This is a genomic window from Streptomyces sp. NBC_00704 (genome assembly GCF_036226605.1).
GTDB lineage: Bacteria > Actinomycetota > Actinomycetes > Streptomycetales > Streptomycetaceae > Streptomyces.
The window spans coordinates 1,429,526-1,443,677 of record NZ_CP109000.1; the positions used below are offsets into that span (position 1 = coordinate 1,429,526).

Genomic DNA, 14,152 nt, shown 5'->3' on the forward strand with positions numbered 1-14,152 from the left:
CTCAGCCCGCGAACGCGGCCTTGGCCTCGCTGAACAGCGCCTTCGCGGCGTCGGCCGGCTTGGTCTTGCCCTGGGCGACCTCCGCGCCGATCCGCAGGAAGGCCGCCTCGATGACGTCCGCGCCGGACGGGTGCGGGGTGATCTTGCCCAGGACGCCGGCCTTGGCGACCTGGTCCTCGTAGGCCGCGACGCCCTTGTTCTGCGCGTCCGCCGGCTTGAAGGCGTCGTACTGCTCGGTCGTGGCGAGGATGCCGCGGTCGTAGCCCATGATCTTGCCGACCTCGGGGTCGTGGACCATGAAGTCGATGAACTGGGCCACTTCCTTCGGGTGCTTGGTGCCGGAGAAGGCGCTCAGCATCAGCGAGCCGAGGTACTGGCCGGTGTTCTTGCCGTCCGTGGTGGGGATCGGCGCGAGCCCGTAGTCGGAGTCGCCCTCGCCCTCGTAGCGGATGGAGAAGTTGTCCCAGGTGAACTCGGAAGCGGCGAGACCGGCGGACAGACCCGACTTCGGCTTCGCCTGCTCGATCTTCTTGGGGTCGGCGACGAGCCCGGACTTCACCCGCTTGTAGCCGTCCTCCCACCACTGCGTCACGTCGTCCTCGGCGAACCCGAGGCCGGTCTCCGTGAAGAACGCCTTGCCGTTCTGACGCAGATACAGGTCGTAGAGATACATGATGCCGAAGTAGCCCGTGTCGCCGGCGATCTTCAGCTTGTCCTGGATCGTCTGCAGCGCGGCGAAGTACTCGGTCCAGGTCCAGCCGGGCTTCGCCTCGACGCCCGCCTTCTTGAAAGCCTTCTGGTCGATCACGAGCGCCATGGTGTTGGCGCCGACCGGAATGCCGATCTGCTTGCCGTCGACCTGACCGTTCGCCAGCACCCCGTTGCGGAAGTTGTCCAGCTTCAGGTTCCCCGCGTCCGCCTGCGCCTTGAGGTCCATCAGAACCCCGCGCTTGTCGTACTTGCGCAGGAAACCGACCGCATTCTGGAAAACGTCCGGCGGATTTCCGCCGGAGGCCTGGGTCTGGAACTTCTCCCAGAACGCCTCGTAGTCGGTGAATTCGGGCTTGATCTTGATCTTCGGGTACTTCTTCTCGAAGAGCGCGATCGATTTCTTGATGGCGATGGTGCGCGGCTCGCCACCCCACCACGCATAACGGATCGTCACCGTCCCGTCGGCGGAGGTCCCGCTGTCTCCCCCGCACCCGGTGGTCGCGGCCAGGCCCAGCGTGGCCGCCGTCGCCCCCGCGGCCTTGAGGATCGTTCGCCTCTCAACATTCCTGCTGGTTCCCACAGTCGGGCCCTCCCCGCAGCGTCGTTGCCGCTTGCGTGAATCGTTTCAAGAAAGCGCTTGCTGGCACAAGGTACGAGGGGGTTGAGAGACCGTCAATGATTCGGACAGGATTTTCTTGTCCGGCGACGGGACGGCAAGGCGACCACACGCCGACGGCTCGGCGTCGAGGCGAGGGCGAAGTCGCTGGTGGGAGGGGTGTGTTGGAGGGTGGGCTGGGGGTGGAGCTGGGGGTTGTGTCGGGGTGTGTGTTGGGCGCATCGAACGGGGGGTCAGGTCATGTCGGCGATGGGTTGAACGGTGATGTCCCGCGCGGGGTTGGGGGTTGGGATTGGGGGGTTGGGAGTGGGGGTTCGGATTGGGGGGTTGGGAGTGGGGGTTCGGATTGGGGGTTGGGCTGGGCTGGGTGGGGCGGATGACGGTGGTACGGGGCGAATTGACGGAGTGTGAGGTAGGTGCAGGGAGTGCGGGGTGCCCTTGGGGTGGGGCGGGTTGGGGGCCCTTGGGGGGCGGGGCCGGGGGTTTTGGTGCTGAGCGGTGGGACTGGGACCAGGGAGTTCAAGAAGGTGTTTAGGGGTGGTGGGTGGAGCGGGTGGGAGCGGGATGGGGCTGAGCGGGGGCGTGCGGCGGAACGTGGTGGGGTGCGGGGAGCGGGGTGAGCGCCGAGGGCGGGAGGCGCTACGAGGGTGGGTGTGGGGGGTGTGGGGGGGTGGTGGTTCCGGCGGGTGGGGGATGTGGGGTGTGGGGGGGTGGTGGTTCCGGCGGGTGGGGGATGTGGGGTGTGGTGGTTCCGGTGGGTGAGTGCCGGAGGTGAGGGCTGGGGCGCGGGCACCTGGAGTGACGGACAGTGACGCCGGGAGGCCCGAGGCAGGGGGCCGGGGGCCGGGAGGCTGGGGGCCAGACGCGCCGTCGGCCAGGCTGGACGGGTCGGCGTCGGGCCGGCCGGCTGGCGGTGGGCCGCCATCGAAGGCGGGCCGGCGGCAAGGAGCGGCATCGTGGGGGCCGATCACGAGCCGCACAGGCCTCACATGCGGGCCCCAGAACCCGCACCACGCGGGCCACACGGGTCTCACCGGCCGCACCGCCCCCTCGGCCCCGCCGGAGCCCCGCAGCGGCCGGCGGCCGTCGTGGGCCGTGATCCGCCGCAGCCCGTGCGGGACCGGACCGTCGAGCAAAGACACGCAGCAGCGGCGAGGTCGCTCCGGGCAGGAAGCCGGAAGGCGCAGGGAGGCAGCCGGGACCAGGGGCGTTGCAGCGGCGAGGGCCGCGAGGCGGTGGGATGCCGAGACGGAGGCCGAAGGCCGAGACCGACACCGAAGGCCGAGACCGACACCGGGACAGGAGCGGGCTACCGATGGCGGGACGCCGGAACCGGCACAGGCGCCGGACCAGGCGCGGGGCGCCGGAACGTAGGCGGGGCTCCGGGGTGTGGCCGGGAACGGCGTCGGCCCGACTGCGTTCTCGCAGTCGGGCCGACGTTCCGGGTGGGCGATACTGGGTTCGAACCAGTGACCTCTTCGGTGTGAACGAAGCGCTCTCCCACTGAGCTAATCGCCCGGACGCAGGAAGAACATTACCCCATGTCAGGGGGTGGCTGTGACCATGTACGGAGGCGGACGGAGGTTCCCGCGGGCCGCCCTCCGCGCGTCACTGGTCCTTGATGTTCCAGGGCATCTCCAGGCCGAACTTCCACAGGTAGACCCCCAGCACCGCCCCGATGACGATCACGCCGATCGAGGTCAGAATGATGTTGCGGCGCCGCACCTTCGGATCCAGTGCCCGCTGGGCCGCCTCGGTGACCTTGCGCTTGGTCCAGCGGAGCACCAGCTGGGCCCAGACGAACTCGGTCGCCCAGATCGCCATGCCGCCGAAGATCACGACCCAGCCGGGACCGGGCAGCGGCAGCATCACGATGCCGGCGCCCACGACGGCGAGGCCGAGCACGAACACGCCGACCTGCCAGCTCAGGTGCAGCACGCGGCGCGCCTTGACGAATTCGGGGGCTCTGGAGCCGAGCCCCTGTCCGTGCTGATCCCGCACCGCTCCGTCCCGTCCCGCCGCGTCCGCCGCCGCGATCGCGTCGGCGGACTCGTCACTCCCCGTATTCATACAGCCAGACCCTACCCGAGAGATTCCGGTCACCGGAATGGTGGTACTTCGCGAACGAGGTGTCGGCCGGAAGAGTTACGTAAAGGCACGCAAAACACGCAGAGGGGTTTACAACGGCACCGTAGGTGGCATGTCGATTTCGCCGACGTGCGAATCCCCGAGCGCACACTGAGCGAAAGGCCCTGGCGCTTATGAACACCACGGTCAGCTGCGAGCTGCACCTGCGCCTCGTTGTGTCGAGCGAGTCCTCCCTGCCTGTCCCCGCAGGCCTGCGGTACGACACGGCCGACCCCTACGCCGTGCACGCCACCTTCCACACCGGAGCCGAGGAAACCGTCGAGTGGGTGTTCGCCCGCGACCTCCTCGCCGAAGGGCTGCACCGGCCCACCGGCACGGGCGACGTCCGTGTCTGGCCGTCGCGCAGCCACGGTCAGGGCGTCGTCTGCATCGCCCTGAGCTCTCCTGAGGGCGAAGCCCTGCTCGAGGCCCCGGCGCGGGCCCTGGAGTCCTTCCTGAAGCGGACGGACGCCGCCGTGCCTCCCGGCACGGAACACCGGCACTTCGATCTCGACCAGGAGCTCTCGCACATCCTGGCGGAAAGCTAGGGCGAGGCTCACACCGAGCCGCCCGGCGCCGTCCACTCGGGGAGACGGTTCGGGCTGATACAACCGCATAGGGCATGCGCCGACGCCGCGCCACGGGCTGCCGTGGGGCGGCGTCGGCGTGTCCGGAGCCGCCCCCGGCGGCGCTCCCCCGGCCGCCGCTCGGCACCGGCCGGGGAAACCCGGTCCCGGATCGGCCGTGGTTCGGCGGCCCGGTGCGGCTACCATCGGCCAGCATCGGCGGGCACCCGCCCGACCTCCAGGCCAGGGAGCGAAACGTGCTGATCACCCACGACACCCGGTGTGCTCTCGACGCCGTGGTGGATCTGGTGAACACCGCCCCGGAGGACGGCACGACCCCGGACGCGCTGCCGGACGTCGCCGCCCTCGAGGACTTCGTGCGAAGGCACGCCATAAGTGACGTCGGCGTGCTCTCCGAGTTCGACCTGTCCGGGGTGCGCAGGATCCGCGGACGGTTCGCGGGGATCTTCGCCGCGACCGACCCGCACGTCGCCGCCGGGGTGATCAACGACCTGGTGGCGGCCGCGGGCACCACGCCGCGTCTCACCGACCACGACGGCTACGACTGGCATGTGCACTACTTCGCGCCCGGCGCGTCCATCGCCGACCACCTGGCGGCCGACTGCGGGATGGCGCTGGCGTTCTTCGTGGTCGCCGGGGAGCAGGAGCGGCTGCGGCGGTGCGAGGCCCCGGACTGCCGGCGCGCCTTCGTCGACCTCTCGCGCAACAGGTCCCGCAGGTACTGCGACAGCCGCACCTGCGGCAACCGGCTGCATGTGGCCGCCTACCGGGCGCGCCGCAAGGAGGCCGCGGGCTGAGCACCCGCTCCGCCCCTCGGCGCGGGTCCGCCGGAGGGCCGCTCGGTCACTCGATGCCGACGGGCCCCGGCGGATGACGCCGGGGACCGCGGGTACGGCTCACAGCAGCAGCAGATCATGCAGCGAAGCCATGAGCAGCAGACACCCGATCACCGCCAGGAAGATCATCAGCGGTGGCTGGGAAAGGGCGAAGAGGCACCCGCGCGGCTCGTCCTGAGGTGGCGCGGCGTCGCTCTGTGTCGTGTCCAGCATCTCGCGGGCGATGATGGCGCAGGCAGCGCCCCCCGCGCGATCAACACGCACGGAATGAGCGGGTGGTCGCCGGAATCCGTGGCGTCGGTTTCAGGCTGTGATCGTTTTCGCGCGGGCGCCGGTCGACTGTGTCGTTTCGTCGCCGGGCCCCGCCGGGCGCGCTTCACGCCGCACGGCTCACGCTTCCCGCCTCGGCGGCCGGTTCGGCACCGGTTCATATGCCGTGCTTCTTGAGGATGGCCTCGATGTCGCTGAAGTCGTCGGAACCCCCGGAACCGCCGGAACCCGCGGCCCCTCGTGGGGCGGCCGCGGGCCTGGACGCGGAGCCGGACGCCGGACGGGACGCCTGCCCCAGCGAGGGGGCGGAGGCGGCGGGGGCCACCGCGTCCGTCCGGGCGGCGCGGGCCGCGGCCCTTCGCTCCTTGCGGGTGCCGCCGCGGCGGCGCTCCACGGCCCGGGTGGTGGCGAACAGGGCCCAGGCCCCGGCGAGCACGACGAAGCCCGCCCAGGCGGTGGGACTGAAGGCGGTGTCGACGACCCATCCGACGGCGCCGGTCATCACCAGACCGAGCGGAACGAGTGCGTAGGCCGCGATGCGGGCCGCGCTCAGGAAGCGTTTGCGGTAGGCCGTGACCGCCGCGATGCCCAGGCCGGCCACGGCGACGGCGGAACAGACGGTCTCGGCAATCATCCGGTCCTCCAGGCTACGGCTGGCTGTTCAGGGCGAGATCAGGATCTGATCGACTCGGCGGCACCGCCCACGGGCCGGTGCACCGATGCGTCGGTGCGCCGGTTCGCCCACGCGTCGCTTCTTCGTCCCTTCCATCGTGCACCTGCGCGGGCCTCGCAGGCCATGCTCGGGCCGGACATCAGGGACATCTCCGGGTCGGCTCCTCCGCAGGTGCCGTACCGGCCCACCCCCTGATCGTCCCTCCGGGTCGTGCGTGTTCCCGGTGGACCCGCGATCCCCCGTCCGGATTGGGACGACCGGGCGGGGACTGGGAGACTGACCCCATGAGCGACTCGTCCCCGGCCTCCTCCGCCTCACCCTCGTCCCCCGCCTCCCCCTCGGGGCCCGGCCGTGCCGTCGTCCTCGACGTCTGGTGCGAGCTGCAGTGCCCCGACTGCCGTGGCGCGCTCGACGATCTGCGCGCCCTGCGCGAGCGCTACGGCGACCGGCTGGAGCCGCGGCTGCGCCACTTCCCGCTGGAGAAGCACAAGCACGCCTTCGCCGCCGCGCAGGCGGCCGAGGAGGCGCTGGAGCAGGGGCGGGGCTGGCCCTACGTCGAGGCCGTGCTGGCACGGGTCGAGGAGCTGGACCGTAGGGGTGAACCCTTCCTTGTCGAGGTCGCCGGTGAACTGGGGCTGGACGCCGAGGAGTTCGACACCGCTCTGATCGACGGCCGGCACATCCTGATCGTGGACGCCGACCAGGCCGAGGGCAAGGCGATCGGCGTGACCGGGACCCCGACGTACGTCATCGGCGGCGAGCGGCTGGACGGCGGCAGGAGCCAGGAGGGGCTGCGCGGACGGATCGAGGAGATCGCCGACCGGCTGCTGGCCGAGCAGGACTGAGACCCGGGAGGAAGAGGCCGTGCCGTGCCGGGCTGTCCGGGCGGCACGGCGGGGCGCGGCAGGGCACGGCACGGTCGCTCCGACCGGCCGCCCCTTGGTCGGCTCCGCGCCCGGCCGGGGTCTCAGAGCAGGTTCTTGTACATCGAGTAACCCACCGGTACGTATCCGAGCGAGTCGTACAACCGCTCGGCAGGGGTGTTGCCGGCGAAGACGTTGAGGCCGAGGACCTTCTTGCCGTTCCCGATCGCCTGCGCCTCGGCCAGCAGCATCAGGGAGCGGCCGTGACCGCGTCCCCGGTGGGCCTCGTCGGTCTCGACGTCGAACACGAACGCCCTGTCGCCGGTGAACGACAGCCAGAGCAGGCCGACCGGTTCGCCGTCGTGCTCCAGGACGCTGATCAGCGTGTCCGGCGTCGCCAGGCCCTGGGGCAGCAGCCGCTCGTGGTCCCGCCGCGACTTGGCCCGCGCCTCGTCCTCGGGCACGCCGCGCTCGGCCCAGTCCTGGGCGTACGCGGCGAGCGCGCGCTCCCTCCAGGGTCCGAACTCGGCGTCCGTCATGGGCCTGCCGACGCTGCCGTCGGGCAGGGCGGGCGGGCCGGCCGGGAGGGTCTTCTCCATGCCGCGGTTGCGGTGGACGTAGCCGAGCGCGGTCGCCAGCCGCAGCGCGGCCCCCGCGTCGGCGGGCACCCTGCACTCGATGCGGGTGCAGCCCCAGCCGCGGGCCACCTCCTCGGCGGCCAGCGCCGCCACCGTGGCCCTGCCCCGCCCCCGGTCCCGCTCCTCGACGCGCAGGTCGGCGATCAGGGCGACGCCGGGTCCGAACACGGGGGACGTCGAGAGGCGGACCTCTCCGACGGGACGGCTGTTGACGCACACCTGGAAGTGGCGCGACAGCGCCCCGTCGGCGGCCCGTTGCAGCGGCTCGGTCGGCCGCAGAGTCGTGGTCATCAGGGGTGTTCTACCCCGCCGCGGACCGTATCGGCAGCCTGTTTTCCCTCGCTCCCCCGCACCCGGTCCGCGCGGCCCCAGGGGTCGCGGCCGCCCCGGCCGTCACGGGTCGAGGTCGTTCCCGCTGCGCTCGGCGAAGATCCGCATCGCCTTGGCGGTCACCGGGCCCGGCGCATCGGGCAGTTCGCGGCCGTCGACCCTGTGGACGGCCTGGACGTCGCGCAGGGTGGAGGTGAGGAAGATCTCGTCGGCCCGTTCCAGCACGTCCAGCGGCAGGTCGGTCTCCTGGGCACCGGTCCACTCGGCGGTCAGCTCGCGCGTGATGCCCGCGAGGCAGCCCGAGGCGAGCGGGGGCGTGTGGATCTCACCGTCCAGGACGACGAAGACGTTGGACCCGGTGCCCTCGCAGAGCCGGCCGAGCGTGTTGCCGAACAGCGCCTCGCTGGCGCCCTGTCGGTGGGCGCGGGCCAGGGCGACGACGTTCTCGCCGTACGAGGTGGTCTTGAGTCCGCTGAGCGCGCCGCGTTCGTTGCGGGTCCAGGGGACGGTGACGGCGGCCGTGGAGTCGGCGCGCCGCGCGGCCTCGCCCAGGGCGACGACGAGGGTGGGACCGTGTCCGCCGCGTTCGGAGCCGAGGGGGGCCTGGCCGCCCGTGTAGGTGATGCGCAGCCGGCCGAGCCGCATCGGATTGGCCTCGAGGACGGCGGCGCAGGCGCGGCGGATCTCGTCGTGGTCGGGGTCGGGCAGGCCGAGGCCGCGGGCCGATCGGGTCAGCCGGTCCAGGTGGCGGGTGAGCGCGAAGGTCGCGCCGTCCACCGCCTTCACCGTCTCGAAGATGCCGTCGCCCACGGTCAGCCCGTGGTCGAAGACGGAGACGCGGGCGGTGGCGCCGTCCCGCAGCGCGCCGTCGAGCCAGATCTTCACGTATGCGTCCCTTCATTCACCTCGTACGCACCCGACGCTACCGCGAGCAGTCGCGATGCCTTCAGCTCGGTCTCCTCCCACTCGGCGTCGGGGTCGGAGCCCCACGTGATCCCCGCGCCGGTGCCGAAGCGCAGCACGGCGCCGCCCGCGGCGGACCGCTCGATCCAGAAGGTGCGGATGCCGACGGCCAGCTCGCCCGTGCCCCGGTCGGCGTCGACCCAGCCGATGCCTCCGCAGTACGGGCCGCGCGGGGCCGTCTCCAGCGCCTCGATGACGCGCAGGGCGCTGGACTTGGGGGCGCCGGTGACCGAGCCGGGCGGGAAGGCTGCGTCGAACAGGCCCGCCCAGCCGACGCCCGCGCGCAGTTCGCCGCGGACCGTGGAGACGAGGTGGACGAGGCCCGGGTGCTTCTCGACGGCGCACAGGTCGGGGACGGTCACGCTGCCGGTGGCGCAGACCCGGCCGACGTCGTTGCGGACGAGGTCGACGATCATCACGTTCTCGGCGTAGTCCTTGGGAAGGAGGTCCGCCTCGGTGCGCCCGGTCCCCTTGATGGGCCCGGACTCGACGACCCGGCCGTCGCGGCGCAGGAACAGCTCGGGGGAGGCGGTGGCCGTCTCGACGCCGTGCGCGGGCAGGCGAATCGTTCCTGCGTACGGTGCCGGATTGCCCCGTGCCAGCAGCGCGGTCAGCGCGTCCACATCGGCGCCGGGGGCCACCGGCGCGCTCAGGACGCGGCACAGATTGGCCTGGTACACCTCGCCGGCCGCGATGTGCTCGCGGATGCGCCGTACGCCCGCCGTGTACGCGGCACGGTCGAGGGACGACGTCCAGTCGCCGGCGGCGGGCCCCCGCCATGCTCCCGGCACGGGGGCGGGGACGGGCTCCTCCCGCACGTCGGCGAAACGCGCGCAGACCGTGCGGCCCTCGAAGTCGGCGCACACGGCCCAGAAGCCGGTGGAGTCGAGGGCCGCGGGATCGCCGGTCACGTCGAGGAGACCGGTGGCGACACGGCCGCCGAAACGGGCGAGAGGAGGGAGGTCGAGCACGTTGTCGAGTCTAGGGCGGGCCGTCCGCGGGCGGCCCGCGCATGTCCCGGATGTCCCGGCCGACCGCCCTGACCAGGTCCGCGTCCGGGCACAGCGCAGCACGCTGCACAAACGCGTTTTTGTACTGGCCCGGGAATCCGCTAGAGTTCAACTCGTCGCCGGGCCGTGAGAGCGGAACGAAACGACAAGCGGACGTAGCTCAGTTGGTAGAGCGCAACCTTGCCAAGGTTGAGGTCGCGAGTTCGAGCCTCGTCGTCCGCTCGAAGGAAACAGGGGGCTTCCCGGTCCCCTACACTCCTGGTGGAGTGGCCGAGAGGCGAGGCAACGGCCTGCAAAGCCGTCTACACGGGTTCAAATCCCGTCTCCACCTCCAAGGACGATTAGCTCAGCGGGAGAGCGCTTCCCTGACACGGAAGAGGTCACTGGTTCAATCCCAGTATCGTCCACTGGATCCGCTCGAGGATCCGGACCCGCGCGATTAGCTCAGCGGGAGAGCGCTTCCCTGACACGGAAGAGGTCACTGGTTCAATCCCAGTATCGCGCACGCACTGCACATGATCCCCGGATCGTGTTCCCGAGGACGATTAGCTCAGCGGGAGAGCGCTTCCCTGACACGGAAGAGGTCACTGGTTCAATCCCAGTATCGTCCACACACCGGAAAGCCCCCGGCCGCCTCGGCGGATTCTCGGGGTCCTCGCAACACCTGATGGCTTATGCGGCCGTCAGTAGATCACGCAGGCGCTCGGCTGGGGTTCTCCAGCCGAGCGTTTTGCGTGGCCGGCCGTTGAGTTGCTGGGCAACGTGTTCGAGGTCTGCGGGACTGTGCGCGGAGAGGTCGGTGCCTTTGGGGAAGTACTGCCGCAGCAGGCCGTTGGTGTTCTCGTTCGATCCGCGCTGCCAGGGCGAGTGGGGGTCGCAGAAGTAGACTGGCACGCCGGTGGCCACGGTGAACTGCTTGTGCGCGGCCATCTCGCAGCCCTGGTCCCAGGTCAGCGAGCCACGCAGGTGCTCGGGCAGGGTCTGGATCAGCGGCACCAGCACATCGCGGACTTCCTCGGCCGTGTGCCCGCCGGGCAGATGTCCGAGCAGGACGTAGCGGGTGGAGCGCTCGACCAGGGTCACTATCGCGCTCTCGCTGCGGGGGCCGACGATCAGATCGCCTTCCCAGTGGCCAGGAACAGCCCGGTCCTCGACCTCCGGCGGCCGCTCGGAGATCATCACCATCTCGTCGACGAAGCGGCGAGTGCGCTGCTCCGGGCTGCGGTGGGGCTTGCGGCGGGTGCGTCCGGTGCGCAGCGCCAGGGCGACCTCGCGGCGCAGTCCGCCGCGGGCCTGGACGTAGATGGCCTGGTAGATCGTCTCCGGACTCACGCGCATGCTCTCGTCGTCGGGGAACTCGATGAGCAGAGCGTGGCAGATCTGCTCGGGCGACCAGCGTTCCTGGAGCTTGGCCGTAGCGAAGTCGCGCAACGCTCCTTCCCGGGCCAGCTTGGAGTCCTTTGGACGCGACCGGCTCTTCGCCCATGCCCGCTGGGCTTGGTGCGGCCGGTAGACGCCGTTGACCGCACGGGCGTCGATCTCACGCTTGACGGTGGAGGCCGGCCGGCCGAGTGCCCGTCCGATCGCGCGCAGCGAGCGGCCCTCACGGCGCATGTCGGCGATCAGCTCCCGCTCGGCCACGGTGAGGAAACGGGGGTGCAGCCCGGCCTCGACCGCGGCAACGGACGGCTTCGACGCGGCAGTAACGATGGTGATCACACCGGTCGTATAGTCGATCAGGCGGCCGTCTGCATGCAGGCGCGAGTGGCCGATCTGCCGGATCCCTTGGTCCCAGTCCCGAGCGGTGCGCTCGTGGACGCCGACCTGCGCGGCGGCATCGCGGCGATGGACTCCGGCCGCACGCAGCCGCTCGTACTCCGCCCGACCGGGATGCCCGGATGTGCCGGGCTTGCCGCGACCTCGGACACCAGCCTGACGGGCCCATCCGAACGCCGTATTGCGGTTCACTCCGACTGCGCGAGCGGCAGCGGTGATGCCGCCGTCCTCCCGATCCAGCGCCTCGAAGAACTTCGCCTTCAGCACCTCAAAATCCACGATCCCCGCAACTCCCTGAACTCCAGGGTGTTGCGGGGATCAATAGAACCCGCCCCTCGGCGGTCGGGGGCTTTCGCGTGCCCCGGTTCAGCTGGAGAACAGCATGTGGCCGAAGCTCTTGTGGCGGTGGTGGCCGCCGTAGTGACCACCGCCGTGGTGACCGCCGCCGTGCGGAGCCGGAGCGCCCCAGGCGGGGGCGGCAGGGGCGGCGGGGTACGCCTGCGGGGCGCCCGGAGGCGGCGGGGCGGGCTGGGACCACTGCGACTCGACCCGGGTGAGCGCCTCCAGCTCGCCGTAGTCGAGGAAGATCCCCCGGCAGTTGCTGCACTGTTCGATCTGGACGCCGTTGCGGTTGTACGTGTGCATCTGAGCGTGACACTTCGGGCACTGCATGTTCGGCTCAACTCCTCGCCGGTCGGTGCTCTTTCGCCTGCCGCCAGGACAGACACTGTCCGGCCGCGGTCGGTTGCACCCTACTTGGGCGAGTCCGCCGCCGACCGCGGCGGGACGGATCCCATCCGGGCGCAGGCGTCGACCAGACACTCCTCGACCTCGTCCAACGGCCTGCCCTCGGCTACCGACTTGGTCACGGCACGTGCCGCCGTCTGCACGGTGAGTGCGCGCGCCGGCACGTCGAGGGCGGGCCACGGGTCGCCCGCCGCGGGAACCGCGGGGCCGCCGCCGGCGCGGTAGGCGTCGAGGAAACGGGTCCACTCCTCGGGCGGGAGCAGGCCGCAGGCGAACCAGGCGGCGGGGCGGGCGAGGTCCCAGGCCGGGACGCCGACGCCGAGATCGTCGACGTCGATGAGCCGCCAGGGGCCGTCCGGCGCGGGATGGCGGACGAGCTGGCCGAGGTGGAGGTCGCCGTGGCAGAGGGCGGCTCCGGGCCCGGACGCCGCGGTCTCGGCGCGCGCCCACGCGGGCAGCGCCCGCCACGCGCCCAGGACGGCCGCGCTCGCCGGATGCGGCCCCGCGGCGGTCAGGCGGGCCACGGCCAGGGCGGCCTTGGCGGGGCCGCGCATCGGCGGCAGGCCGGCCGGGGCGGGCGTGCGGTGCAGACGGGCGAGCAGCGCGCCCGCGGCCTCCCAGGGAGCGGCGTCCGGGTCGGCCGGGTCCACCGGGGCACCGTACGGCCAGAAGGTCACGAGGCGGCCGTGCAGCCCGGCCAGGGCCGCCGCGAGCGGCGGGAGGAGAACGTCGGGAAGAGCGGCGGCGACGGCCAGGCGTGCGGCCAGGTCCGCCCGGCCGGTGCCGGGGGCGTGCGCCTTCGCGACGGTGCCGGCGTGCCGGACGACGGTGGCGTCCGCGCGGTCGGCCAGGGTGGCCGCCGCCTCACAGGAGCAGTCCGTGACCGTGGAATGGGCGCGGGACGCGGCCCGCAGGGCGAGCTGGGCGAGCAGGGGACGGGCGGTCACGGAACTCCAGAGGTGCGGCGTGCGGGTCGAGAGCCTGGCCGGCGGATCACCCCGCGGGGGCGGGCGCCGGACGTCCGCCCCGGGCGTGCGGTACGGATCATGCCCGGCGGGAAGCCGTCGCCGCCGTACGGCCCGAACCGCCGGGCAGGCGCTGCCGTGAGCGTACGCACCCACGCCGCCGGCCGGCCCGCGGGGGAAAAGCAATGCAGGCGCAGCTCCCCAGCTGCGCCTGCATCTCTTGCCGTCCGCCGCACCCCCGTCCCCACGGGGTTTCAAATGGGTGGATGTCCCCGCCCGGACCGCTCATCCGGGCCTGGGGTCGCCGCTCAGCGCCCCAGCATCACTCCCACGGACGACGCCTGTGTGGCCACTGTCTCCCAGCCGTCGAAGACGACGAGGAGCAGGACCGCCAGGGGAAGGGCCATCAGCGTCGCCACCAGGGGGTGGCGGCGGCCCGTTCGGCGAGGACGCGTGGTGTGTCCCGCTGTGCGGATCATCGTCCGCGGTGCCGTAAGGGCCATGGTCCCTCTCCTGACCTGATCGGTTGTGGTCGGCAGCGGCGGGTGTCTGACCTCGGGGGACGAGTGCTGCACCCGCCGCTTGACCTCAAATCTAGGCGGAGGGCCCTCGCCGCACGTCATGCCCTCGTACCGATTGCCGGGCCTCCCGGAGGATGAGCCATGACCTGCGGACTACTCCCCTGGGTGGAGACCGGGACCTAGGTCTCGGGGTCTTCCCGGAAGGGGTGCCCGCTGCGGGCCGGTATGTCCGAGCTCTCCTCCCGGGGGATCGGGTGCTCGACCAGGGCGAGCACCCTGTTGGCCATGAAACGGGCCGTACGCACCGGGGTGCCGTTTCGCGTGACTTCGCTCACTTCCACCACCCCTCGACGTACCGCCGTCTCCACGCGGCGGCCCGCCCTGCTCGCCGTCACCTCGTATGTCCGGGTCGTGTCGCCGGCGTCGACGACTATCTCCACGCGGTCACCCTTCACGGGTTCAATCCCCCTTCTGAGGCAGGTGGGTTGAGATCACGGAGCCGCCAATGCGCTGCTGTTC

Annotated in this window: 15 protein-coding genes and 6 tRNA genes; 8 read left to right on the top strand and 13 right to left on the bottom strand. The window is 71.7% G+C overall.

What is annotated here, in order from left to right:
- Position 1: 1 nt before the first annotated feature.
- The 3 genes from OG802_RS06290 to OG802_RS06300 all read right to left on the bottom strand — a co-directional run bounded on the left by OG802_RS06290 (position 2) and on the right by OG802_RS06300 (position 3,397).
- The gene (locus OG802_RS06290; RefSeq protein ID WP_329407985.1) at positions 2 to 1,291 is read right to left on the bottom strand and encodes an ABC transporter substrate-binding protein; all 1,290 of its coding nucleotides are present in this window, start codon (positions 1,289 to 1,291) and stop codon (positions 2 to 4) included.
- A gap of 1,482 nt (positions 1,292 to 2,773) precedes the next feature.
- Positions 2,774 to 2,845: transfer RNA gene (locus OG802_RS06295), tRNA-Val, on the bottom strand.
- Between the two features lie 90 nt (positions 2,846 to 2,935).
- Positions 2,936 to 3,397, bottom strand: a complete 462-nt coding sequence (locus tag OG802_RS06300) for a TIGR02611 family protein (protein WP_329407986.1) — start codon at positions 3,395 to 3,397, stop codon at positions 2,936 to 2,938.
- Positions 3,398 to 3,588: 191 nt separating this feature from the next.
- On the opposite strand from OG802_RS06300, the gene OG802_RS06305 reads away from it, so the two are divergent.
- Entirely contained in the window at positions 3,589 to 4,002 is a 414-nt protein-coding gene (locus OG802_RS06305; protein ID WP_004002642.1) for an SsgA family sporulation/cell division regulator, read from the top strand.
- 275 nt (positions 4,003 to 4,277) lie between these two features.
- Positions 4,278 to 4,838, top strand: a complete 561-nt coding sequence (locus OG802_RS06310) for a CGNR zinc finger domain-containing protein (RefSeq protein ID WP_329407989.1) — start codon at positions 4,278 to 4,280, stop codon at positions 4,836 to 4,838.
- Positions 4,839 to 4,937: 99 nt separating this feature from the next.
- Here OG802_RS06310 and OG802_RS06315 read toward each other — a convergent pair whose 3' ends face one another.
- Positions 4,938 to 5,141: a hypothetical protein gene (locus OG802_RS06315; RefSeq protein ID WP_329417643.1), complete on the bottom strand. Its 204-nt coding sequence runs from the start codon at positions 5,139 to 5,141 to the stop codon at positions 4,938 to 4,940.
- 163 nt (positions 5,142 to 5,304) lie between these two features.
- Positions 5,305 to 5,781 (bottom strand): hypothetical protein, encoded by a 477-nt coding sequence (locus OG802_RS06320; protein WP_329407991.1) that lies wholly within the window; start codon positions 5,779 to 5,781, stop codon positions 5,305 to 5,307.
- Between the two features lie 323 nt (positions 5,782 to 6,104).
- On the opposite strand from OG802_RS06320, the gene OG802_RS06325 reads away from it, so the two are divergent.
- A complete protein-coding gene (locus OG802_RS06325) occupies positions 6,105 to 6,665 on the top strand; it encodes a DsbA family protein (RefSeq protein ID WP_329407993.1) in 561 nt (186 codons plus the stop codon).
- A gap of 122 nt (positions 6,666 to 6,787) precedes the next feature.
- Here OG802_RS06325 and OG802_RS06330 read toward each other — a convergent pair whose 3' ends face one another.
- From OG802_RS06330 to OG802_RS06340, 3 genes are all read right to left on the bottom strand, one after another.
- A complete protein-coding gene (locus tag OG802_RS06330) occupies positions 6,788 to 7,612 on the bottom strand; it encodes a GNAT family N-acetyltransferase (RefSeq protein ID WP_329407995.1) in 825 nt (274 codons plus the stop codon).
- Between the two features lie 102 nt (positions 7,613 to 7,714).
- A complete protein-coding gene (locus OG802_RS06335; protein ID WP_329407997.1) occupies positions 7,715 to 8,536 on the bottom strand; it encodes an aminotransferase class IV in 822 nt (273 codons plus the stop codon).
- A complete protein-coding gene (locus OG802_RS06340; protein WP_329407999.1) occupies positions 8,533 to 9,585 on the bottom strand; it encodes a chorismate-binding protein in 1,053 nt (350 codons plus the stop codon). The genes OG802_RS06335 and OG802_RS06340 overlap by 4 nt, the downstream gene beginning before the upstream one ends.
- A gap of 188 nt (positions 9,586 to 9,773) precedes the next feature.
- On the opposite strand from OG802_RS06340, the gene OG802_RS06345 reads away from it, so the two are divergent.
- From OG802_RS06345 to OG802_RS06365, 5 genes are all read left to right on the top strand, one after another.
- Positions 9,774 to 9,846: transfer RNA gene (locus OG802_RS06345), tRNA-Gly, on the top strand.
- Between the two features lie 38 nt (positions 9,847 to 9,884).
- Positions 9,885 to 9,958: transfer RNA gene (locus OG802_RS06350), tRNA-Cys, on the top strand.
- A 1-nt stretch (position 9,959) separates the two neighbouring features.
- A tRNA-Val gene (locus tag OG802_RS06355) sits at positions 9,960 to 10,031 on the top strand.
- 26 nt (positions 10,032 to 10,057) lie between these two features.
- Positions 10,058 to 10,129, top strand: a tRNA-Val gene (locus tag OG802_RS06360).
- A gap of 34 nt (positions 10,130 to 10,163) precedes the next feature.
- Positions 10,164 to 10,235 (top strand) — tRNA-Val (locus OG802_RS06365).
- Between the two features lie 61 nt (positions 10,236 to 10,296).
- On the opposite strand, the gene OG802_RS06370 is transcribed toward OG802_RS06365, so the two are convergent.
- The 5 genes from OG802_RS06370 to OG802_RS06390 all read right to left on the bottom strand — a co-directional run bounded on the left by OG802_RS06370 (position 10,297) and on the right by OG802_RS06390 (position 14,088).
- Complete coding sequence (locus OG802_RS06370) at positions 10,297 to 11,490, bottom strand: IS30 family transposase (RefSeq protein WP_329416962.1); 1,194 nt, start codon at positions 11,488 to 11,490, stop codon at positions 10,297 to 10,299.
- Positions 11,491 to 11,766: 276 nt separating this feature from the next.
- Complete coding sequence (locus OG802_RS06375) at positions 11,767 to 12,072, bottom strand: TFIIB-type zinc ribbon-containing protein (protein WP_256920575.1); 306 nt, start codon at positions 12,070 to 12,072, stop codon at positions 11,767 to 11,769.
- Between the two features lie 80 nt (positions 12,073 to 12,152).
- Positions 12,153 to 13,094, bottom strand: coding sequence for a phosphotransferase family protein (locus tag OG802_RS06380; protein WP_329408004.1), 942 nt, complete (start codon positions 13,092 to 13,094; stop codon positions 12,153 to 12,155).
- Positions 13,095 to 13,420: 326 nt separating this feature from the next.
- The gene (locus tag OG802_RS06385) at positions 13,421 to 13,615 is read right to left on the bottom strand and encodes a hypothetical protein (RefSeq protein ID WP_329408007.1); all 195 of its coding nucleotides are present in this window, start codon (positions 13,613 to 13,615) and stop codon (positions 13,421 to 13,423) included.
- A 197-nt stretch (positions 13,616 to 13,812) separates the two neighbouring features.
- On the bottom strand, positions 13,813 to 14,088 hold the full coding sequence (locus OG802_RS06390) for a hypothetical protein (RefSeq protein ID WP_329408009.1): 276 nt from the start codon (positions 14,086 to 14,088) through the stop codon (positions 13,813 to 13,815).
- Between the last annotated feature and the right edge of the window lie 64 nt (positions 14,089 to 14,152).